Consider the following 19,810-nt stretch of genomic DNA (forward strand, 5'->3'; position numbering starts at 1 on the left):
CGTTATGCGTGAATAAGGTTTTAGTACTATGGATAGTGTTTTAGAAGAGTTAGCAAAAGGCTTTTTCCGTGCGCTTGCTTACTTTGTCTTAGAAGTATTCTTCGGTAAGGTTTGTTACGCTTTGGGCTGGCCTGTTTGCAAAGTTCTTTCATTTGGCAAATACCCGTCAGCCAATCAATCGGTGCAGTCTGAGGGTAGCTCTAAACAAAGCTATTGGTGTAGTTTTGCCGGTATGGTTGTTTTACTTGCAGTTATTACCTATACGCTTTTGGTTAATACTTAACATTCACACGCATAACAAGGCGCACAGCCTCGTTATGTGTGCTTGAACGATAGCCAACATAGGGAAATTTGATGACTCATTATTTTGGTTCTTGTCTGTGTGGCAATGCAAAATTTGAAGTGCAAGGAAATTTCGATGGCTTTTACCTGTGTCATTGTAAGTATTGTCAAAAGGATACCGGGTCTGCTCATGCGGCCAACTTATTTTCGAAGTCAGCTACGTTGACTTGGTTGGCGGGTTCCGATTCTTTGACTACCTTCACGCTTGCAGGTACTCGCCACAAAAAAAGTTTTTGTAAGGTTTGCGGTTCAGCATTGCCAAGCACTTATGACGCAGGTCTTCTAGTTATTCCCGCTGGGTGTTTGGACACGGAAGTATCAATCTCGCCAACAGCTCACATCTTTACATCTAGCAAAGCTGTTTGGGATAAACGTTTAGGTGATGTGCCAGAATTCGAAGGGCTGCCAGAGTGAGAAGCTATCAGATAACCAACCGTGGCAGTTCGCGCCTATCGGCGCCGGACTCGCTACGCTCGCCGCTGCACAGGGGCGTTATAAGCTTAAGGAATCATCATGCGGCTAACTAGTCTGGTTTGTTTTTTTATAGCTACTTCAGCTCATGCCGTTGATATTGCTCTTCCGATAAAGGCCGAGAATCCAGACTGCCAAATTGAACAACTCAATTGTTTTTTAATCCTATGAATCCAGCTCAGAGAAATTATTGGCATAGAGATCCTCAGCACCATATGTCTGTTGAACAGCAGAAGGAAGCGTTGTTCGGCCCAAATGCCCTTCATTTTCGTGTTCCCTTGGCCGATGAACTTGGTTTGGAGTTAGTGCTTGGAACGCATAGGCGCCGGGATAGCGGCGAAGATCTCGTGGTACGCTTAGAACAGAATGGAACTGGTATTGAATTTTAGTGTTAAAGCAAAACTATTAATTAGTGGTGGCGTTATTGCATCGGCTGCTGCTATCTGGCATTTGCTGTGTATTTGGGGTGGGCCAGGCTGGTTTGCTTTTGCGCGAGCGCCTGGGCAAATTATAGACTCCGCCGAACAAGGTACTTTGTTGGCACCTGTCGGTACCGTAATTGTTGCAGCTTTAATGTTTGCGTGTACGGTATTCGCTTTTTCAGCCGTTGGTTTAATTCGCAAGGTCCCATTGGTTAAACCCGCTTTAATTACCATCGCAGTGCTGTGCACTGCGCGAGGCTTAATTGCCATTCCAACATTTGTTACAGCCGCTGGTGTAGATATCTGGCAAATAGTGGCTAGTACAGTTTGGTTATACGTAGGTATTTGTTTTATTGCGGGTAGTGTTGAATATAGAAATTATTTAAAATCAATAATATAGAAAAAATATAAAGCAGCGCCTACTGCGAACTTGTTTTGGGCGTTAATTGCCCGGGCCACCCCTGTTCAGGAGAAAACAATGGATGTTATCGATATAAAAGCTTTTATTCCGAGCAAAGACTATGAGATTTCAAAGTCGTTTTATTCAGAGATCGGATTTGAATCTGAACCTGTTTCTGAAGACTTAACCCTGTTTCAAAACGGAGAATGCCTGTTCTTCCTGCAGCGCTTTTTCAACCAAGATTTGGCAAATAATTTTATGCTTCAGGTTTGTGTGTCAGATATAGAATCAGCATACAGTCTATGCTCGCAAGCAAAGCACAAAACAAAAATTACGCCAATTAAGCAAGAGTCTTGGGGTAAAGTATTCTACTTGTGGGGGCCCGTTGGTGAACTATTACACATTACGCAGGTGGGCGACTAACCAGCTGTGTCATTTGGGGGCCTTTGGCTCCAGTGCTACGCGGTTGTCACCAATGTAGCTGGCGTTTTATTGAAAAAGGAATTTAGATGGTATTTCCAGCACTAGAAACAGAGCGGCTTGTGCTTACAGCACTTAGTGCTGCAGATGAAGCTGATGTGTTCAATTTGTTCTCACATCCTGCTGTTGTCGAATACTATGATGTAGAAGCGTTTTATCAACGATCTCAAGCCGCTAATTTGATAAATTTGTTTAAGTCGCGATATGACGAACAGCAGGGTATCAGATGGGCTATCCGGTTGAAGGTAACTGGCCACTTGATAGGCACCTGCGGGTTTAATTCGTGGAGCAGTAAAATGCGTAATGCAGTAATTGGTTACGAGCTGCATCCTGAATATTGGCGGCAGGGCTATACCGTTGAAGCCGTGGCTGCCATTATTGCTGCTGGTTTTGCGGGGGCATTAGCTTGTGGGACATTGCACCGCATTCAGGCAGACACCATTCCGGGGAATACGGCGTCTGAATCAGTTTTACGGCGCTTAGGCTTTAAAGAAGAAGGGCTTAGACGCGAGTGTGGCTATTGGAAGAATAGGTTTCATGATCTGAAATGTTACGGATTGCTCAGCCCAGAGTTTGCAGCTTTGCAAACCCAGACATTTTAGTTCAGCTAACACCGGTGCCGTATGTCATCCGTGACATGGTTTTGGCAAATACCTGGTGCGTTATTGATTGATGCATAGCCGTACCTTAATTATTCTGCAGGTACGGCATTGGTTTGAAAACCGGCAATAGCCATTAGCCACGTTATGGCGCTAATCTGGCAATGCGGCCAGCACTTTACCTACCAGCTGGTTTAGCTCGTCGCCGTTGCCAATCCAGCGCGTGACGATTAACAAGTCATTTTGCTTATCGATATAAATCACATTGCGGCCTGCGCCCTGAAAAGTAACAGCAGTTTCCGGGGCATTGGGTAGCGCCTTACGGCCCGGGTTTAAAAACCAGTTGGCAAAACCATATTCGGCATTGGCGCTACCGCCGGTTCTGGCCATGGCTATCCAGTCTTTACTGATTAACTGCTGGTCTTGCCATTGGCCATCGCGCAAAAATAAATAACCAAAGCGGGCCAGATCCCAGGCGTTAATAAAGATACCGCCGCCCCAGTGACCACCGCCGGATACCGATTGAACTTTTTGGCCATCCAGTTCAATCCAGCTGTTGTCGTAGCCGTACCAGCGCCAGGTAGAGGAAGCGCCAATCGGCTGCATAATCTGCTCGTTTAGCACTTCTGGCAGTGGTTTACGCCAGACATACAGCGTGGATAATGCCAACAGGTTAATGCGCACATCATTGTATTTGTAGTGGCTGCCAGGTGTGCGCAGGGGCCGGTTTGGCCAGTCGGCCGGAGTTTTACTTTCTGGTCGGTCAGCCCAGTCGGGTTTGCCCCAAAGTGTGCCTTGCCAGTCACTGGTTTGCCGTAGCAGGTGGTCCCAGCGAATCTGGTTATTATGCTTGCCCTCATATAGCGCCGTGCCGTGCGGCATGTAAGGGCCTACTTTGTCGTTAAGATCGCGAATTAACCCTTGCTGCCAGGCTAAACCAGTAACGGTAGTTAAAAAGCTTTTGGCGATACTGTGGGTCATATCTACGCTGTCGACTTCGCCCCAGCGGGCAATCACTTTACCTTTGTAAACAATTAGGCCGTTGGCCGCGGCGCGCACGCCCATTGGGCCAATGATCTGATCATAGGGCTCGCGGGCACCGAAGGTGGTGGCTTGCACTATGGCCTGATCTTTTGCTGCCGGGTTTTCGCTGGCGATAGCGTAATCCACCGCAGTGGCCAATTTAGCGGCATTGACACCCAGTGCTTGCGGTTGCTCTGCCGCCCAGTTACCGCGAGGCGGATAATAACTTTGTGCCGCGAGCGGCAGCGCCAATAGCGCCAGTAATAGGGTTAAAGTAAAACGCACAGTAAGCTCCGGGTAGCTAACATAACAACAGTTATAGTGGCCGCCAGGCTGATTGCCTGCAATAGGTATCAGCCTTATTTGCGCTTAGATAACACCAGGGTGCGATCTTTATTAATTTTTAACTTGCACTGTGTATATCTGTGTATATACTGTGCATATCGAATATACACGGTTGGTGTGCATGCGGGATCTTTATGACTGATGGCTTATTTCTGTCGGCAACAGACAAAAAGCCAATGTATGAACAAATTGTCGAGCAAATCAGCAGCAAAGTATTGCTGGGCGATTGGCCGGCTGATATGGCCTTGCCGTCTATTCGTGAACTGGCGGCACAAACTCAGGTAAGTGTAATTACCGTTAAGCGTGCTTACGCCGAGCTGGAGCTGTTGGGGGTAATAGTGACGCAGCCCGGCCGTGGCTCTTTTGTGTCGGCGCATCCGGATTTACAGCAACAGCTTAAACAACAGCAGCTGGCACAACAGCTGGAGCAGCTGGTGGAGTTAGCCCGACAACTGCAACTATCAGACAAACAACTGTTGGCGCAGTTGCAACAGAAACTGGAATCGCAGCGTTAACCTGCTGCGACAACGAGGACAAACGCAATGCAGCACTATGCTTTTGACATGCGCAATATCAGTATCCGTTACCCGCATTTTGCCATGGAAAACCTGAATCTTTCTCTGGCTAAAGGCCAGGTTCTGGGGCTGGTTGGTGTAAATGGCGCCGGAAAATCGACCACCATCCGCATTTTAATGGGGCTGGTAAAAGCCGATGCCGGCCAGGTTGACGTGCTGGGCTACCAACTACCAGCGCAGCAGGTGCAGGCCAAATATGATATAGGTTTTGCCTCAGATGATATGCGCTTATATAAAAACCAGACGTTGCAGTGGCATATGGATTTTATACATAGCATTTTTCCAAACTTCGACCACGGTTACGCCAAAGGTTTGTTGCAGCGTTTTGAGCTGATAGCAGATCAGAAAATAAAAGGCTTATCGCACGGTCAACGGGTAAAGGCCTGTTTGTTACTGGTACTGGCCAGACGGCCAAAATTGCTGGTACTGGATGAGCCCACCACCGGGCTGGATCCTGTCGCCCGCGACGAAGTGATAACCGAGCTGGCTGATATATTGCGTGATGACGAACGCAGTGTGTTGTTCTCCTCGCATAACACCCATGACATTGAAAAGCTGTCTGACCAAATAGCCTTTTTAGACAAAGGCAAATTGCTGGCGCTGCAGGATAAAGAAAGCTTTGTGCAAAGTTGGGCGCGTTTTCGCTGTCAGCTGCTGCCGCAGGCGCAAGACAGCGTGCCGGGGGCGGTCAGTATCCGCCGCAGCGGGCAGTTGGCTGAGGTGATTACCGACCAAAGTAGCAACGACTTTGCTGTCGCGCTGCAGCAGGCGGGCTTTAAGGTGATTGAGCAACACCGCATGTCGCTGGAAGAAATTTTTGTCGCCAATGTCAAACGTAACCGATAGGAGCAGGCAAAATGCTAACTGCGCTGAATAACACCCCGATGATTAAGCGATTGATTGTTAAAGACTGGCAGCTAATGAAGAAATCGCTGGCGGCCTACATGCTAGGTGGCGTGGTGATCATTGGCATGATGGGTATGGCCACGCCGCTGATGTTTAATACTGGCGCTATTATGATGATTACGCTGATGATAGTGATTGGCGCCCGCTCAGCCATTGAGCTGGTGGTGAACGAAAAGAAAGATCAAACCCTGGCCTTTATGATGAGTTTGCCGGTAACAGCTCAGGATTATGCCCTGGCCAAGCTTGGCGCTAACCTGGCGTTGTATCTGGTGCCCTGGTTACTACTGGTATTGGGTATGTTGCTGGTAATTGTCAGTACACCGGTGACTAACGGCGTGATCCCGCTGGTGGTGCTGGTTAGCGTGTTTATTCTGTTGTCTTACTGCTGTTATCTGGCTACCGCACTGCTTAGCTATTCGGAGGGTTACACCATTACCGTAATGATCATGACTAACCTGCTACTAAATGGCTTTATTTTCTGGATTATCCGCATGCCGGCAGTGCACACAACACTGGAAGCGCCAACCGCCAGTTGGAATAGCACAACGCTGGGTTTGTTGTTGGCCGGCACGGTTTTAGTCGTTGGTGTGTTAGTGCTGACGGCCTACTTACAAAAGCGCAAAACCAGCTTTTTATAACCCCAGCTTTTTATCAGATCAGTCTGGTAACGGTTGCCAACAGGAGCCAGCATTATGTCGCCCTCAAACGGTTCTGCACGCCTGTTTTATCTGGATAACCTGCGTGCGCTGGCAATGCTGGCGGGCCTGTTTTTCCATGCGGCTCTGGCTTATAGCCCGATGGCGCAGCCATTTTGGCCCAGTGCCGATGTGCTAAACCATCCGCTGTTTGATGTATTTGCCTGGGCCAGTCATGTGTTTCGTATGCCGGTGTTTTTTCTACTGGCCGGCTTTTTTGCCGCGATGCTGCTACACAAATATGCTGATGGCGCGTTTTGGCGCAACCGCCTGCGCCGTGTCGGCTTACCCTTGCTATTGTTTTTGCCGCTGTTAACCCTGGCTATGGGCGTCGTGATACAGTTTGGCCTGACCCACATACAGCAAAAACCGCCGTTACTAGCCTTTATCCAGGCGATGCTAAACCAGGCTGAGCCGCCCGCCATGCCACTTAGCACCATGCATCTGTGGTTTTTATATCATTTACTGTTTTTGTATCTGCTGACCTGGTGTGGCCGTATTCTGTTAAACCGCCAGCGGCTAAGCTGGTTTACCGAGCGTGGGCCAAATCAATTAGTGCTGTTGTTAATCCTGGCCTGTGTACCAGCACTATACAGCGTGTCTGTACCATTTCCGGCACCGGAGTGGATTTTCCCAGCCTTGTGGGCGCTGTGGTTTTATGGTGTGTTCTACAGCCTGGGCTATGCCTGTTACAGCATACCGTCCTTACTAGCGCGTTTTGAGCCGTTTCGGCATTATTATTTGCTGCTGGGCGCGCTTTGCTATGCGGTTTATTACCTGCTATTGCCGCCGACGCTAATACCACAAAGCCAGCCGCAGGGCTGGCTGAAACTGGCGATTACCGTGCTGGAAAGTTGCAGCGCCGTGCTATGGACACTATGCGCTGTGCTGTATGCCAGGCGCAGGCTGAATTGGGATAGCCGCGCTTTGGCGTATCTGTCAAAGGTTAGCTTTTGGCTGTATATCGTGCATTTACCGCTACTGTTTTTTGTGCAATTTCTGCTGATTGATTTGCCGCTGGCGGTTTGGGCTAAGTTTATTTTAAGCAGTGGTGCTACCCTGGTACTTAGCCTGCTGGGGTTTCATATTTTAGTCGCCCCAACAAGGCTTGCCAGCGTGTTAGGTGGTAACCGAACACACCAGGCGTAAAGTGTTTTAGCAACGCGATTATTGGCCTGATCCACAGTTGCCTCAATCGGCAGCGGATGAATGACGATTTCGGTAGCAAGGTTGCTATTGTGAACACCGATACTGCGCTTGGAATGCCGAAGCCGCAGCAGCGTGGGCTTTTAGGCGTTATAGCACGCTTCATATGGATTGTGATTACAAGCCGCCTCAGCGGCAGATACAAAAAATCGGCGCTGTTTGATGCCTCTGGCTTGCCTGTAGTTGCACCCAAGATACTGTCAACTGAAGAGTTGGCAGCTTTGAAAAAAGCAGTATAGGCCTCTGCTGCAGCCGATATAATTTGCTGACGCAGGTATCAGGGTAATTTTTTACCTGCATTAAGTAATTCACGCGCGTACCTTGCGCCTTTACTTGTTAAATACTGATACAGCTCAGGGTTGTCTTTAGTTTTGCAAAAGTTCAGCGGCGTTTCGTACCAGGGATTATTTGGGTGTAGGTTGTAAGATATCGCGTTAATATCAGCGCCTGAATCCAGAAGCACTTCTACTGCCTCGAAGTTGTTAGCCCGAACTGCATAATGCAAGGCGGTTTCACCTTGAAAAGTGGGTGTCTTACATTTAACTAAATTTACGTCAAGTCCTCTGCTGATTAAGTATTTTAACATTACTATATTGCTTGCTTCAGCGGCTTTAAATAACAGCCCCTCACCATTCAAATCTTGCTCATGGATACTGGCACCATAACTTTCCAAAAGGTTTATAGTGGCTGGGCTGGCCTTGCGTGCAGCTGATAATATTGCAACGCACTTAATTCTTTGACAAATAACGCCATTTTCACTAAACGTAGGATAGTCGATAAAGAGCTCAGTGCCATTTTTCAGTAACAGTGCCACTGTCTCAAAATGATCATTCGCCGCCGCTAAGTCTAATGGTGTGTAACCGTAAGTTGACTTCAGATTTGGGTTGGCCCCTTTAGCAATTAATTGCTCTATTACGTCATTTAGCCCAAGCTTGGCGGCAATATTAATTGGTAACTCATAACCCGTTGCTTTTTCCTGCATATTAGGGTTTTCAATCCGAGTTAACTTTTCAACAATCTTCAGCTTGGCTTGCTGATCTTCTGTTTTCAGGTAGTAATCGACTAATTTTGTAAGAGTGCGTGGTAATACGCGTTTTTTGGGTTTACGAATGGGGCTATCTGATTGTAAATGAGCCAATAGATCATTTTTTAATGAATTAAGCTGTTTTTCCCAATCAACGAGCGTTTCTGCTTCCTGCCACAGATCTCGCAGCTCTGAAGCCGCCAAAATACGGTCTAATGTTTTAACGGCTAATACTTTCAGGTCGGCAGTGGGTGAGAAGGCGGTTAAATTTATCCATGATTTAATCTTTTGACTACAACCTCTAACGGGTTCATGAGATGCTGACGCAATAATCGCTATCGCGGCAATAGCTTCTTCTTCTTCGGTACTGTCCGTTAGTTGCTTTTTAAGCACGGTTTTAAGTGTGCTAGATATGAACTCTTGTGCGGTTTGCGATTCTTCAAGATGAGAAAACCAATCCAGAGCGGTATCATTGCCAAATGGTTTATTGCTCCATGTTCCCATAAACACTCCTTAATTAAATTTAAGCAACAAATTAGCAACTCCAAATCTGCACTATGTTGGGGCTGAACTAAAAGCTTGCCGAAAACTGTAAAAGCATTCGCTTAATTTTTAATTGGCCACGGGTTGCCATAAGCCGGGTTGGTAATAAATTGCTCGTCACTTAGGCTGTGTAAAAACGCCAGCAGCGCTTGTTTCTCTAAAGCAGTTAACTCAAAACCACGCACGAAGCTGCTTTTTAGCGGATGCTGGCGGCCATCGCTAATTTCGCCATCTAGCTCTGTAACTAAACCGCCGGCGGCATAAAAGTCTATCACCTGTTCAAGCGTTGCTAAGCTGCCGTCATGCATATAGGGCGCAGTGTAGGCAGCGTTTCTCAGGGTCGGCGCACGAAAACGGCCATCGTCTGAGGGGTTTAAGCTTACTTCGCTTAAGCCTGTGTCGTGCTGCGGGTAGCCTTTGTCAGCTAAATCTGCCCGGCTGACATAATACAAACCGGTGTTATGAAACGGCCGGCGGTCCAGCGGCTGGCGCTGGTGGCTGGTGGCCTGGGTAAAATTAAAACCGCCGTGGCAGTGGTGGCATTCCAGTTTTTCTGAGAAAAACAAATTCAGCCCCAGCAGCTCTTCACTGCTTAACGCGCTGTCATCCTGCTGATAGGCGTAGCGGTCAAAGCGTGAATTAAACGATAACAAGCTACGGCTAAAGCTGCTAAGGGCGGCTATTGCCCGGTTGAAATCTGGCGTAGGGCTGCCAAAAGCGGCGGCAAACAGCTCGGGGTAGGGTGCTTTGGTTAGCCGTGCCAAAATCTGTTGTTCATGGCCAGCGGCACCTAGCTCTATCGGGTTGTCGCCAAACAGCGGCAGCATCAGCTGGCTCTCAATATGCGTTAGGCCATCATGCGCCCAGGTCAGTGTATTATTGTAGGCAATGTTAACCAGTGCCGAGGCATTGCGCCGATGCAGCTGACCGGTACTGCCAACTGAGGTTGGACGCGGCTCGGCAAAGGCATACTGTTGCTGGTGGCAGCTGGCACAGCTTTGCTGCTGGTTGGCCGAAAGCGCGGTGTCGTAAAACAGATGGCGGCCCAGCTCAACCTTGGCGGCACTCATGCGGTTGTCGGCCGGCACCATCGGCTGGGGAAAGCCGTCTGGTAATTGCCACTGATAAGGCTTTTCGGGTTTGCTGCAGCTGGCAAGTATAAGCAGCAACAATAACTGCGCATATTTCATTGCATACTCCAACCAAGCGGTGTGCCGTTAATACCCAGCCTGGGCAATAGGGTCTGGCAACTTAGCCGATTTGGGTCTGACATGCAGTGGTTGTCTGTGGCCGGTGTAAATTCTGCCAAAATGGGTGCTAAATCTAAGGTTAATATTTGGCCGCGTTGATAATTAACACTAATGCGCGCCAGGTTAGGCTGCTGGCAGGAAGTTGTGGGCGGCCGCATAGGGCTGGCCGACTGGCAGCCGGTTGCGCCCAGATGCAGTGCCCATTGCTGCGCCGCTCCGGCCAGCTCCAGGCGCAGGTATTTATAGCCTTGCTGCCAGCTCCAGAACATATCGCTTTGATTCAACGGCGATGCCGCGCGCAGCGGGTCCTGATGATTGCGCGACGCAGGCACGCCGACCGTAAAGGCCAGTACACCGGCGGAGAGTGGCCGGGTAAATTTCAACTGCCAGTTGTCGTTGGCCGACTCACCACAAACCGTGCCCAATAAAGCCAGCTGTGGTTGTTGATGCAGCGGTGTAGGGTCTAGCAATAACGGCTTGTTATTCAGGCTGATGTCGGATAAATACAGTTGAAACTGCGCTAGCTGCCAGGGCTGCTGTGCCAAGGTAATGGTGTCACTGCAACGTAACGGCGCACCATTAAACCACAATTGCACAGCAAGACTGGATGCGTTGCTGTCTGGGGCCGATGGGCTACAACCACTTAGTAACGCCGACAATACAATAAGACTGCGTCTTAACATTAATAAACACTTGCATAACAAATACGAAGACGCTAACAATACCGCAAATTATAAAACGGGTCGATGGACCAGGTGTTAAAGATGCATAAACAAGGTATTACCACTGCTTTATTGTTGGCGCTGCTATCGTCAATTTTTGTTTCACCAAAGGTGTTAGCCCATGCCGAGCACGATAAGGCACGCTTTGTGGCGGCTGATGGCAAAGATGTTGGCCGGTGCGACCAGCCGCTGCGGCCCTGCCAGACCATTGGCTATGCAGTAAAACAGGCCAATAAAGGCGATAAAGTGTTAGTGGCTGCTGGCCATTACCAGTTGACTGACGAAGAGCAACTGTTTTACCTGAGCAGCGATATGGTGCCGGTATTGGGTGGCTTTAGCCGTGTTGATCATTTTCAGCTGCAAGCGCCGGAAATAAACCGCACCCTATTAGCCGGTATTCCACAGCCATTGCAGGCGATGGTAGCCAACCGGGGGTTTCAACTGATCCGCGATGGCAAAGCTCAATTGTCAGCGGGCTTGGCGCAACGATTGGCACAGCATCAAAGCTTGGCAACATCGCAGCGGGCACAGCAGTGTGTTAATGGCAAAGCCGGTAACTTCAATTGCCGTAATATCGATTTAATCGCGCATTTGGCGCTGTCGGATTTTAGCTCGCGGCCCTCGGCTGCGAATGATATCTGGGGGCATGTCGATCTTAATAGCGGCACCGAATATGCGCTGATTGGTTTGGTGAATGGCACTGCCGTGGTTAGCCTGGCCGATCCGGCCGCGCCGGTGGAAGTGGGCACAATTCGCGGCAGTAATACCTCCTGGCGTGATATTAAGGTGTATCAGTATTTTGATACTAACCTGCGCCGTTGGCAGGCGTATGCTTATGTTTCATCTGAGGGCAGTGATGGTATTCAGATTATTGATTTAACCCGGCTGCCTGCAGCCATATCGCTGGCTGGCACTTATCGCGGCGTATCCTCTACCCATAACGTTTTTATAAGCGGTGTAGATTACAGTACTAATAGCCAAAACACCGCCAGGGCACCGCTGCTGCACCTGGCCGGACAAAATACCCAGCGCGGCGCGGTGTCGTCGTTGTCTTTGGCTAATCCAACGCAGTTGAGCCCGGTGTGGCAGCAAAGTGCTAGCGCCTCAGATTACAGCCATGATGTTGCAACGATGCAAATAAAAGATAGCCGCGCCAACAGTGACTGCCAACAAAACCCCTGCCAGGTGCTGTTTGACTTCAATGAACAGGAAGTCAGATTGTGGGACAGCAGTATCGCTAACGCGCCGACACAGTTGGCCAACTTCAGTTATGATCAGGCCAGTTATGTGCACTCTGGTTGGAGCACGGAAGATAACCGCTATTTGTTTGTTCACGATGAACTGGATGAAACCAGCTTTGGCCTTAACACCACGCTAAGAATTTATGCGCTGGACGACTTACGTAATCCGGTGCTGCAGCCTATTTGGCGTGGACCTACCGCCGCTATTGACCACAACGGCTTTGTGCGCGGCAACCGCTACTATATGTCGAATTATCAGCGTGGTTTAACCATACTCGACATTAGCAACCCGGCTGCCCCAACAGAAGCCGGCTTTTTTGATACCTTTCTGCCTTCAGACGGCGCGGCATTTAACGGTATGTGGGGCACTTATCCGTATTTGCCCTCCGGTATTATTTTAGGCAGTGATATTAACTCCGGTTTGTATGTGTTGGCCGATAACACTAAAGCTGTAGCGGCAGGTGCATTATCCTTTGTCGACGCCGATATCGAGGTTGCCCCCGGTCAGGCGGTGCAGCTGCAGGTGCAGCGTCCACTTGGTAGTGGTGCTGTTAGTGTGGCGTATCAAACTCTTGCTGGCCGCGGCCAGCAAGGCATAGATTATGAGCCCACAGTAGGTCGTTTAAGCTGGGCAGCAAACGATAACAGCAGTAAAACCATCAGCCTGACCACGCTTGATAGCGGCATTGACAGCAAGCGCAGCGTATTTGTGCAGTTGTTTGACCCGCAAGGTGGCGCCACGCTGGCTGCGCCGGCGATGACAACGGTAAGCTTTGGTACAGAACCACTGCGCCCTGGCAGCTTTAGCCTGTTGCAGCTAAGTGCCAGCGGCGTTGAAGGTGCAGCAATAGCATTAACAGTGCAGCGGCTTGGCGGTAGCGACGGTGCAGTAAGCGTGCAGTACGAGCTGCAAGATGGCACTGCCATAGGCGGTGTCGATTATGAAAATATCAGTGCGCAGCTGGACTGGGCCGATGGCGACAGCAGTGACAGAAGTATTAGCGTTCAATTGCTGGACGATAGTGAAGAAGAAGCCGACGAACTGTTTACGCTGCAGCTGCGCAGTGTCGAAGGCAGCGTGCTGGGCAGTAATGCCAGTATTGAACTTACCATTTTAGACAATGACGCTAATACCGCACCGGTAGTTACAGCGGGTGAAAACCGCCAAGTGAATGCCAGCCAGAGCGTAACGTTAACCGCAGTTGCCAGCGATGCAGAAACTGACCCAATCACTTACCAGTGGCAGCAGGTAAGCGGCAGCAGTGTCAGCATACAAAATGCAGACAGTGCTGTTATGTCGTTTATTGCGCCGACAACTGCGGCAGTGTTGTCGTTCCGGGTAACGGCAACCGATAGTCGCGGTGCCAGCAGCAGTGCTGATATCAGTGTCACGGTAGTGACACCGCCACCGGTTAACAATAACAACCTCAATAGTGCAGGGGGCGGCAGTGGCTCGGTTGGCGCTTTGCTAGTGTTAACGCTGCTTAGTTGGCGGCGCAGACAGGGGTAAATCGTATGGTGTTACACCGTAACTGAACAAAAGCCAGGCAGCCGCCTGGCTTTTAAATTTTTGACCCTGTAAAGATTACTAGTTGTGGGTAACTTCTACAGTCTACAGCGCCAGTCACAACTTAATTTCGGCCATCTATTTATATAAATTACTGTTTTTATTAATTTTATTATGTCTGGCACAGGCGTTGCGTAAGCTATACTGTACCAGCAGCATTTGGCTGCCGTTTAGCGTGTTAATCAAGGAGGCATATTATGGCCAATTCACAAAGTGCATCAGCTCAGACCAATAGTAACAGTAACAGCAGCTTAAATTCACCGGTTACCACTAAAGCCAGTGCCGCCGCACATCACGCTGTCGATGCGGTAGCCGAAAAAGCCGCCGCCGCCGAAGACTCTTTGCGCAAAACAGCTGCTAGCTCACAAGAGTCTATTTCGCATAAACAGGAAGAGCTTAAACAGCAACTGCAAACATCTTACAGCACGGCGCGCGAGCTGGCGGCGCAAAACCCATTGGCAACAGCCGGCATTGCCTTTGCCGCGGGTATGCTGGTTACTGCCTTATTACGCCGGCGCTAGGGCCGCGCTATGTCTGGCCAGGACACAACACACAGCCGGGAAACCGTGCAGGCATCAGAACCAGCGCCTGCTGATAGCGACAGCCTCCGCAGCAGCAATAGCATGACTGAGCAAGCGCTAGACCAGCTAACTGAGCTGGCCGCGCTGAGCTGGTCGGTGTCAGAGCATTACAGTGAGCAATTAAAACTCACCGGCCAAACGGCGAAGGCTGAATGGCACTTAACGGGGCGCAGTGTAGCGATAGCCGCAGGCTTGCTGGTCTGCTTGGGCGCCGGCATCATTCTACTTTGGGCGAGCGTGTTAGCGTTGCTGGGGTATTTGATATTTCAGGCCACGTTATCGCTGTCTGCTACTGCCGCAGTGTTGTTGCTGTTGCAAAGTGCGCTGCTATGGTGGTGCTGGCGCAGCTTAGGTTACGTGTTATCACAGGTTGGTTTCAATGCCACCTGGCAGCAACTGCGCCGGCTATGGTTAGCTAAAGATGCGCCAGAATCCGGCAGAGAGTCGCAAGCTGCAACCGCACAACAGGAGCAAACTAATGCTAATAGATAAATTATTACGCCAGCGCCGCTTAGCGGTATTGCAGTTAGCAGAGCAGGGCCAACAGCGGCAAAAATTGTTACATGCCCAAACCTGGCTAATACAACAGCGCGGTAAAGCGTTTATTGGCTCAGCCCCAGGGCTAATGCTCAGCTTTACCGCAGGTGCGTTGTTTCAATTGCGGCACAACAGTGCAGTAAAAACCGTGCGCAGCCTGGTAGGTTTGCGCTGGTTAAGGCTGTGGTTATAGATCCCTGTTAACGGTAAGTGTTGTTAATGGCGCCAATTTGGCGCCATTTTTATTTTTCTTTACGGCAACGGCTTGCTTTTATACTGTGCGACACCTAGTATATTGCTGTGTGCTGCACAGTATGTGGTGCACAGTATAGGAAACCAAGACTATGACCACTGCACAATTAGACAAGATGCGTTTAGAGTTACGCCGCGGTGTGCTGGTGCTGGCCGTGCTGGCGTCACTTAAGCAACCGCACTATGGCTATTCACTGCGCAAGCAGCTGCAAGACGGCGGTATCGATATTGACGAAGGCACGCTTTACCCACTGATCCGCCGTCTGGCCGAGCAAGAACTGCTCAGCAGCGAGTGGCAGCAAGGCGAGGGGCGCGAGCGCCGCTATTATCAACTGTCGGAACTTGGCGCACAGCTACTTAGCCAGCTAACCGACGAATGGCAACATCTTAACGGCGCGCTTGGCAGCTTGCTGGGTACTGCGACACAGGAGAGACAATAATGGATTTAGTAAAACGTTACATTGCTGCGGTGCAGCGCGAACTGCCAGAAGCCAAACGCGAAGAAATTGGCCGTGAGCTAAATGCCAATATTATGGATCAGCTGGATGCACTGACAGAGCAGCAGGGTGAAATAAGCGCTGCTGAGGTGGCAGCGCTATTAAAACAAATGGGCCATCCACGTACGGTAGCGCAGCAGTTTGTGCCGCCGCAGCCGTTTATCCACGCCAGCTATATGGCGCTGTATAAAAACACCTTATTTATGGTACTCGGCATATTATTTGTACTGCATCTGGTTGAGGTGACAACGTATTGGCTAGGTAGCGCCGATATGGGCCTGATCCGCTATGGTTTTGCCCTGTTTGGCGGCTTTATCGACGAGGCCTGTTTTGGTTTCACTTCTATTACGCTGGCCTACTGGTTAATGTCGCGTCAGCAACCGCTGGCAAATGCCGGATGTAGCAGCCACTGGCAACCAGAGAAGCTGCCGGTGGCCGGGCCGGGCTGGCAGCACATAAAGTTAGAAGATATTTTTACCGATTTAGCCAGTTACATTTTCTTGCTGGTAGTGATTTGGTATCCATTTTATATGTCGGCGGAACAATTGGCGCAGGGTAGTTTATTCCTTAGCAGCAATGCCAGGCTGATATTACAATACAGCACGCCGGTAATTGTATTGGGTATAGTACATTCGCTATGGCAATTACAGCAGCGGCTGTGGAGCCGCAATATGTTGGCAAGCCATGTGCTTCTTAATGCCACCATTGCCGCCATAGCGCTATATCTGGCCAGTACATCACCGCTGCTGCAGCTAAATACCGAGCGCTGGCATGGCGTGTTTAACCTGCAGCAGCTAGAGCGCAGCGCAATGATAACCCTGGTTATTATTGCGCTGTTCCCAGCCTGGGAAGCTTTGCGTGACAGCTTGCGGTTGCGAAAATTGCAGTAGTTGTTGCAGCGGGGCGGCCGCTGGCTACAGGCGGCCGCTGTTGATCAGGCCAATAATTAAACCGGCGAAACTGGCACCATAGCCCAGCAGCATAGCAGCAGCACACCACAGCTGGTTTTTGCGGTACGCCGCTGCGCCGTGCTGTTTTAACTGCGGTTGCATTAATTGCCAACCCCGGTAGTTTGCCCACAACAGGCCGCAAACAAACAGCGTAAAAGCACTAATTGGCCCCCAGGCGCCGGCAGTTAGCTCGTAGCTAGCGGTTAGCAGCAGCCCGCAGCCGACAACCCAGGCAATAGTGCGGTTACGTAACTTGATCAGTTGCTGTTTTTGCTCAGTGCTACCGGCGCGTTTTATCGGTTGGCGCATGCCGGCAATAACACCCAGCACACCGGCCAGCGCGCCAAGCATAGCGCCGCCCAACAGCAAGGCAATTTTCCCCAGCCATGAGCTTTGGCTGGCCGCTGTCGCACTTGCCGTAGCGGCGGCCACCGGAGGGCTGGCAAGGGTTAGCGCGCTGCAAATGGCCGTGGTTAAACCCAGCCCAGGGGCGGTGGTTAAAATTAACCTGCCGTATTTGGCCAGTAACTGGTGTTTTAGTAATTCACGCACCCGCTGCAGTTTTTTGCGCACATTACTTTCGCTTAAACCCAACAGCTCGGCTACCTGCTGGCTGTTTTGCTCTTCGCGATAAAACAGCAGCACAATTTCGCGGCTATCTTCGGGTAACTGGCTAATAAAATCCGCCATGATCTGGTTTTGCTGGCTTTTGGCTAAATCGTCTTCCAGCTCAAGTTCGCTGGCAAACTCTGCTAACGCTGCATCAGCGTCATCACCGCTAAGGCGGCTGCCAACTTTGCTATCGCGCAGGTAATTAAAAGCACGGTAACGTGTTATTTGGCGCACCCAGGGTAAAAAGCTGGCCGGGTTTTGCAAGCTGTTAAGCTGTTGCCAAATATGAATAAACACCTGCTGGGTAATATCTTCACTGGCATCTAAATCTTTTACTATCGCCAGCGCAATGCTGCTGACACTGCGCTGGCAGCGTGCTACCAGGCGCTCAAAGGCGCGCGCATCACCCAATTGCGCTGCGCTGACATCCGGAATAAGCTGCTGTTCGGTAAGGGTAATACTCATGTTGTTTAGTCCTTTAGTGCCGTGGCGATCTGAGCGGTTAACCAATCAGGCTGATCCAGCATAATAAAATGCCGTGCCTGCGGGTGAAACTCAAGCGTGGCATTGGCAATAGTGGCAATTTGTTGCTGATACAAGGCTTGGGCTGCGCTGCGGTCGGTTTCATTTGCCATAGCACCACTGGCACCAATTAACAGCACCTTGCTTTTAATGTTATGCACCTGTGACCGTAAATCGGTAGTCAGTAGCTCATACACCGCCTGGCCTGCCGCTTTTGCATCAGATGCCGCAGCCATCTCCAGCACCTGTTGTTGGTGTGCCTGGCTGGTTGCCTGAATAAACAGCCCTTGCGCGGTCATTGCGGTTAGCTGCTCAGTGCTCATCTGCTGGTATTGCTGGCGCAAATACCCGGCTTGGCCCTGCATCATCGCCACTGTGGTATCGTTGCTACGGGTAAATACCGGTGCCAAATACGGCAAGCCGTCTACCGCGACAACAGTACCAATAGTATCTGGTGCTGTGCTGGCCAGACTAAACGCCATAAATGCGCCTAAGCTGTGGCCGACCACCGCCGGTTTTTGCAGTTGCTGCTGGTCGATATACTGCAGTAATTGCTGTTGTACCCTTGGCAGTAAATCACCATCAATGGCGGGCTTGCCGGCAAAACCGGCAATACTGATTAAATGCAGCTGATATTTGCCAGACAGCGCTTCGGCTGTTGGCCGCCAGACACGGGCATCTGACATTAACCCTGGGATCATCAGCACCGGTTTGCCGCTGCCTATTACTTCTACGCTAAAACTCTCAGCCGCCTTGGCACTAAAGTTAGCCGCCAGCATACCGCTAACAATAGTTAATGAAATAGCAAAGTGGCTCCAAAAGCCGGGTTTAGTTTTAGTGGGTGTGGAGGCTTGCTCGATAGTGTGCTTGTTCATGTTGGTGCCTTAGTAAGTAGTGAGTGACATTACTAAGTACCGTGAGCGGTTGCGGCTGTGACAAAAATAGTTAAATTATTTTTATCGCAGTAAAACTGGAGCGGGTGGCGGGAATCGAACCCGTGTCTAAAGCTTGGGAAGCTTTCGTTCTACCATTGAACTACACCCGCAGAAGTGGCAACCACAGTAATGTAATGCTGGTTCAGCCGTCAACGGGATAAAATACTTTTTTCTTTGTACCTGTTACGCTAAGGTAGCGGCTAAGCCAAACTTCAAGGATTGAACGTGCTTAGTATTAATCAGGACAAACGCTTATGGTTTATCGAACTTATCGCCTGGTGGGAAGGGCGTATTGCCAGCAGCCATCTTATCCGTCAGTTTGGCATTAGCCGCACGCAGGCGCAAAACGATATCACTTACTATCAAAGCCTGTTACCGAATAACCTGCAGTACCATGCCAGTCACAAAGGTTTTTTGCCGCAACAAGGTTTTGTACAGGCCTATATTTCTGGCGATGTGGTGGAATACCTAAACTGGATAAGCCACCAGGACGCCATTACCGACGTTAGCACCGCTTTGCCTTACACCACGTTGGCGTTGCCTAAACGCCAGGTTAGCGCCGACATTATCCGTGTGTTAGTTAGCGCCATTCGCCAGCAACGGCGGGTAGAGGTAGATTACGTCTCGGTAACCAACCCCGACCGCCAGGGCCGCATTATTGTACCGCACCATTTTGTCAGCACCGGCCTGCGTTGGCACCTGCGCGCTTTTTGTGAAAAGTCACAGCAATACCGCGATTTTGTCTTAAGTCGCTTTCGCGGCGTGCCTGATTTACTTAATAAAACCACCATCAGCGCCAAGCAAGACACCGGCTGGCATACCCAGCTTGCGCTAACCTTTACACCCGACCCACGCTTAAGCCCAGCGCAGCAAGACGTAATAGCCCACGACTATCAAATGCAACACGGCCAGCTAACGCTGCAAACCCGCGCTTGTTTAGCGCAGTATTTACTGCAGGAAATGCAGGTGAATATCCGCGACATAAACATCAGCCCCGAAGCCCAGCAGTTAGTGCTTAGTAACATAGACACGGTAAAGCCCTGGCTATTTGAAGAAAAATCATAAGTTTATCAAACACCCGTACAGTTAGTTTACAGGTGTTTTTGTACAGTG

General features: G+C 50.1%; 23 protein-coding genes and 1 tRNA gene. 17 read left to right on the forward strand and 7 right to left on the reverse strand.

From position 1 onward, the window contains the following. The first annotated feature begins 28 nt into the window (after positions 1-28). From I4W93_RS00005 to I4W93_RS00025, 5 genes are all read left to right on the forward strand, one after another. On the forward strand, positions 29-283 hold the full coding sequence (locus tag I4W93_RS00005) for a hypothetical protein (RefSeq protein WP_205312574.1): 255 nt from the start codon (positions 29-31) through the stop codon (positions 281-283). A gap of 71 nt (positions 284-354) precedes the next feature. After that, on the forward strand, positions 355-756 hold the full coding sequence (locus I4W93_RS00010; protein WP_205312573.1) for a GFA family protein: 402 nt from the start codon (positions 355-357) through the stop codon (positions 754-756). Positions 757-1,350: 594 nt separating this feature from the next. Then, positions 1,351-1,635, forward strand: a complete 285-nt coding sequence (locus tag I4W93_RS00015) for a hypothetical protein (RefSeq protein ID WP_224673178.1) — start codon at positions 1,351-1,353, stop codon at positions 1,633-1,635. A 78-nt stretch (positions 1,636-1,713) separates the two neighbouring features. Then, complete coding sequence (locus tag I4W93_RS00020) at positions 1,714-2,058, forward strand: VOC family protein (protein WP_205312571.1); 345 nt, start codon at positions 1,714-1,716, stop codon at positions 2,056-2,058. An 86-nt stretch (positions 2,059-2,144) separates the two neighbouring features. Continuing rightward, complete coding sequence (locus I4W93_RS00025) at positions 2,145-2,717, forward strand: GNAT family N-acetyltransferase (RefSeq protein ID WP_205312570.1); 573 nt, start codon at positions 2,145-2,147, stop codon at positions 2,715-2,717. Between the two features lie 150 nt (positions 2,718-2,867). Here the strand turns inward: I4W93_RS00025 and I4W93_RS00030 are convergent, their stop codons facing one another. Beyond that, on the reverse strand, positions 2,868-4,022 hold the full coding sequence (locus tag I4W93_RS00030) for a serine hydrolase domain-containing protein (RefSeq protein ID WP_205312569.1): 1,155 nt from the start codon (positions 4,020-4,022) through the stop codon (positions 2,868-2,870). 194 nt (positions 4,023-4,216) lie between these two features. On the opposite strand from I4W93_RS00030, the gene I4W93_RS00035 reads away from it, so the two are divergent. The 5 genes from I4W93_RS00035 to I4W93_RS00055 are packed head-to-tail and all read left to right on the forward strand — an operon-like array spanning position 4,217 to position 7,703. Beyond that, positions 4,217-4,597 (forward strand): GntR family transcriptional regulator, encoded by a 381-nt coding sequence (locus I4W93_RS00035; protein ID WP_205312568.1) that lies wholly within the window; start codon positions 4,217-4,219, stop codon positions 4,595-4,597. Between the two features lie 27 nt (positions 4,598-4,624). Further along, positions 4,625-5,503, forward strand: coding sequence for an ABC transporter ATP-binding protein (locus I4W93_RS00040; protein WP_205312567.1), 879 nt, complete (start codon positions 4,625-4,627; stop codon positions 5,501-5,503). Between the two features lie 11 nt (positions 5,504-5,514). Next, positions 5,515-6,201 (forward strand): ABC-2 transporter permease, encoded by a 687-nt coding sequence (locus I4W93_RS00045; protein WP_205312566.1) that lies wholly within the window; start codon positions 5,515-5,517, stop codon positions 6,199-6,201. 54 nt (positions 6,202-6,255) lie between these two features. After that, positions 6,256-7,407: an acyltransferase family protein gene (locus I4W93_RS00050; RefSeq protein ID WP_205312565.1), complete on the forward strand. Its 1,152-nt coding sequence runs from the start codon at positions 6,256-6,258 to the stop codon at positions 7,405-7,407. Positions 7,408-7,463: 56 nt separating this feature from the next. Beyond that, positions 7,464-7,703: a hypothetical protein gene (locus I4W93_RS00055; RefSeq protein WP_205312564.1), complete on the forward strand. Its 240-nt coding sequence runs from the start codon at positions 7,464-7,466 to the stop codon at positions 7,701-7,703. A gap of 38 nt (positions 7,704-7,741) precedes the next feature. Here I4W93_RS00055 and I4W93_RS00060 read toward each other — a convergent pair whose 3' ends face one another. The 3 genes from I4W93_RS00060 to I4W93_RS00070 form a co-directional block, all read right to left on the reverse strand. After that, positions 7,742-8,992 carry an ankyrin repeat domain-containing protein gene (locus I4W93_RS00060; protein WP_205312563.1) on the reverse strand — a complete coding sequence of 417 codons (1,251 nt, stop codon included), beginning with the start codon at positions 8,990-8,992 and terminating at the stop codon, positions 7,742-7,744. 101 nt (positions 8,993-9,093) lie between these two features. Beyond that, a complete protein-coding gene (locus I4W93_RS00065; RefSeq protein WP_205312562.1) occupies positions 9,094-10,221 on the reverse strand; it encodes an MbnH family di-heme enzyme in 1,128 nt (375 codons plus the stop codon). Further along, a complete protein-coding gene (locus I4W93_RS00070; RefSeq protein ID WP_205312561.1) occupies positions 10,218-10,964 on the reverse strand; it encodes an MbnP family copper-binding protein in 747 nt (248 codons plus the stop codon). The genes I4W93_RS00065 and I4W93_RS00070 overlap by 4 nt, the downstream gene beginning before the upstream one ends. A gap of 81 nt (positions 10,965-11,045) precedes the next feature. Between I4W93_RS00070 and I4W93_RS00075 the strand changes: the two genes are divergently transcribed. The 6 genes from I4W93_RS00075 (at position 11,046) to I4W93_RS00100 (ending at position 16,568) form a co-directional block, all read left to right on the forward strand. After that, positions 11,046-13,754: a choice-of-anchor B family protein gene (locus I4W93_RS00075; RefSeq protein WP_224673179.1), complete on the forward strand. Its 2,709-nt coding sequence runs from the start codon at positions 11,046-11,048 to the stop codon at positions 13,752-13,754. A 254-nt stretch (positions 13,755-14,008) separates the two neighbouring features. Further along, entirely contained in the window at positions 14,009-14,332 is a 324-nt protein-coding gene (locus tag I4W93_RS00080) for a DUF883 C-terminal domain-containing protein (RefSeq protein WP_205312559.1), read from the forward strand. A 9-nt stretch (positions 14,333-14,341) separates the two neighbouring features. After that, positions 14,342-14,884 (forward strand): hypothetical protein, encoded by a 543-nt coding sequence (locus I4W93_RS00085; RefSeq protein WP_205312558.1) that lies wholly within the window; start codon positions 14,342-14,344, stop codon positions 14,882-14,884. Next, positions 14,871-15,122, forward strand: a complete 252-nt coding sequence (locus I4W93_RS00090) for a hypothetical protein (protein ID WP_205312557.1) — start codon at positions 14,871-14,873, stop codon at positions 15,120-15,122. Before I4W93_RS00085 ends, I4W93_RS00090 begins: the two co-directional genes overlap by 14 nt. A gap of 151 nt (positions 15,123-15,273) precedes the next feature. Continuing rightward, positions 15,274-15,621: a PadR family transcriptional regulator gene (locus I4W93_RS00095; protein WP_205312556.1), complete on the forward strand. Its 348-nt coding sequence runs from the start codon at positions 15,274-15,276 to the stop codon at positions 15,619-15,621. Then, positions 15,621-16,568 carry an HAAS signaling domain-containing protein gene (locus tag I4W93_RS00100; protein ID WP_205312555.1) on the forward strand — a complete coding sequence of 316 codons (948 nt, stop codon included), beginning with the start codon at positions 15,621-15,623 and terminating at the stop codon, positions 16,566-16,568. The genes I4W93_RS00095 and I4W93_RS00100 overlap by 1 nt, the downstream gene beginning before the upstream one ends. Positions 16,569-16,592: 24 nt before the next feature. Here I4W93_RS00100 and I4W93_RS00105 read toward each other — a convergent pair whose 3' ends face one another. The 3 genes from I4W93_RS00105 to I4W93_RS00115 form a co-directional block, all read right to left on the reverse strand. Then, on the reverse strand, positions 16,593-17,705 hold the full coding sequence (locus I4W93_RS00105) for an RNA polymerase sigma factor (protein WP_205312554.1): 1,113 nt from the start codon (positions 17,703-17,705) through the stop codon (positions 16,593-16,595). A gap of 5 nt (positions 17,706-17,710) precedes the next feature. Beyond that, positions 17,711-18,637 (reverse strand): alpha/beta fold hydrolase, encoded by a 927-nt coding sequence (locus I4W93_RS00110; RefSeq protein ID WP_205312553.1) that lies wholly within the window; start codon positions 18,635-18,637, stop codon positions 17,711-17,713. 96 nt (positions 18,638-18,733) lie between these two features. After that, positions 18,734-18,807 (reverse strand) — tRNA-Gly (locus I4W93_RS00115). Between the two features lie 115 nt (positions 18,808-18,922). Here I4W93_RS00115 and I4W93_RS00120 point away from each other — a divergent pair. Then, on the forward strand, positions 18,923-19,762 hold the full coding sequence (locus tag I4W93_RS00120) for a WYL domain-containing protein (protein WP_205312552.1): 840 nt from the start codon (positions 18,923-18,925) through the stop codon (positions 19,760-19,762). Positions 19,763-19,810 lie beyond the last annotated feature (48 nt).

The organism is Rheinheimera maricola, from assembly GCF_016918075.2.
Classification (GTDB): Bacteria; Pseudomonadota; Gammaproteobacteria; order Enterobacterales; family Alteromonadaceae; genus Alishewanella; species Alishewanella maricola_A.

Bases quoted from the DNA above. Each gene is read 5' to 3' on its own strand.
- I4W93_RS00005 (WP_205312574.1), top strand. From the start codon at position 29: ATGGATAGTGTTTTAGAAGAGTTAGCAAAAGGCTTTTTCCGTGCGCTT.
- I4W93_RS00010 (WP_205312573.1), top strand. From the start codon at position 355: ATGACTCATTATTTTGGTTCTTGTCTGTGTGGCAATGCAAAATTTGAA.
- I4W93_RS00020 (WP_205312571.1), top strand. From the start codon at position 1,714: ATGGATGTTATCGATATAAAAGCTTTTATTCCGAGCAAAGACTATGAG.
- I4W93_RS00025 (WP_205312570.1), top strand. From the start codon at position 2,145: ATGGTATTTCCAGCACTAGAAACAGAGCGGCTTGTGCTTACAGCACTT.
- I4W93_RS00035 (WP_205312568.1), top strand. From the start codon at position 4,217: ATGACTGATGGCTTATTTCTGTCGGCAACAGACAAAAAGCCAATGTAT.
- I4W93_RS00040 (WP_205312567.1), top strand. From the start codon at position 4,625: ATGCAGCACTATGCTTTTGACATGCGCAATATCAGTATCCGTTACCCG.
- I4W93_RS00045 (WP_205312566.1), top strand. From the start codon at position 5,515: ATGCTAACTGCGCTGAATAACACCCCGATGATTAAGCGATTGATTGTT.
- I4W93_RS00050 (WP_205312565.1), top strand. From the start codon at position 6,256: ATGTCGCCCTCAAACGGTTCTGCACGCCTGTTTTATCTGGATAACCTG.
- I4W93_RS00055 (WP_205312564.1), top strand. From the start codon at position 7,464: ATGAATGACGATTTCGGTAGCAAGGTTGCTATTGTGAACACCGATACT.
- I4W93_RS00060 (WP_205312563.1), bottom strand. From the start codon at position 8,992: ATGGGAACATGGAGCAATAAACCATTTGGCAATGATACCGCTCTGGAT.
- I4W93_RS00065 (WP_205312562.1), bottom strand. From the start codon at position 10,221: ATGAAATATGCGCAGTTATTGTTGCTGCTTATACTTGCCAGCTGCAGC.
- I4W93_RS00070 (WP_205312561.1), bottom strand. From the start codon at position 10,964: ATGTTAAGACGCAGTCTTATTGTATTGTCGGCGTTACTAAGTGGTTGT.
- I4W93_RS00075 (WP_224673179.1), top strand. From the start codon at position 11,046: ATGCATAAACAAGGTATTACCACTGCTTTATTGTTGGCGCTGCTATCG.
- I4W93_RS00080 (WP_205312559.1), top strand. From the start codon at position 14,009: ATGGCCAATTCACAAAGTGCATCAGCTCAGACCAATAGTAACAGTAAC.
- I4W93_RS00085 (WP_205312558.1), top strand. From the start codon at position 14,342: ATGTCTGGCCAGGACACAACACACAGCCGGGAAACCGTGCAGGCATCA.
- I4W93_RS00090 (WP_205312557.1), top strand. From the start codon at position 14,871: ATGCTAATAGATAAATTATTACGCCAGCGCCGCTTAGCGGTATTGCAG.
- I4W93_RS00095 (WP_205312556.1), top strand. From the start codon at position 15,274: ATGACCACTGCACAATTAGACAAGATGCGTTTAGAGTTACGCCGCGGT.
- I4W93_RS00100 (WP_205312555.1), top strand. From the start codon at position 15,621: ATGGATTTAGTAAAACGTTACATTGCTGCGGTGCAGCGCGAACTGCCA.
- I4W93_RS00105 (WP_205312554.1), bottom strand. From the start codon at position 17,705: ATGAGTATTACCCTTACCGAACAGCAGCTTATTCCGGATGTCAGCGCA.
- I4W93_RS00110 (WP_205312553.1), bottom strand. From the start codon at position 18,637: ATGAACAAGCACACTATCGAGCAAGCCTCCACACCCACTAAAACTAAA.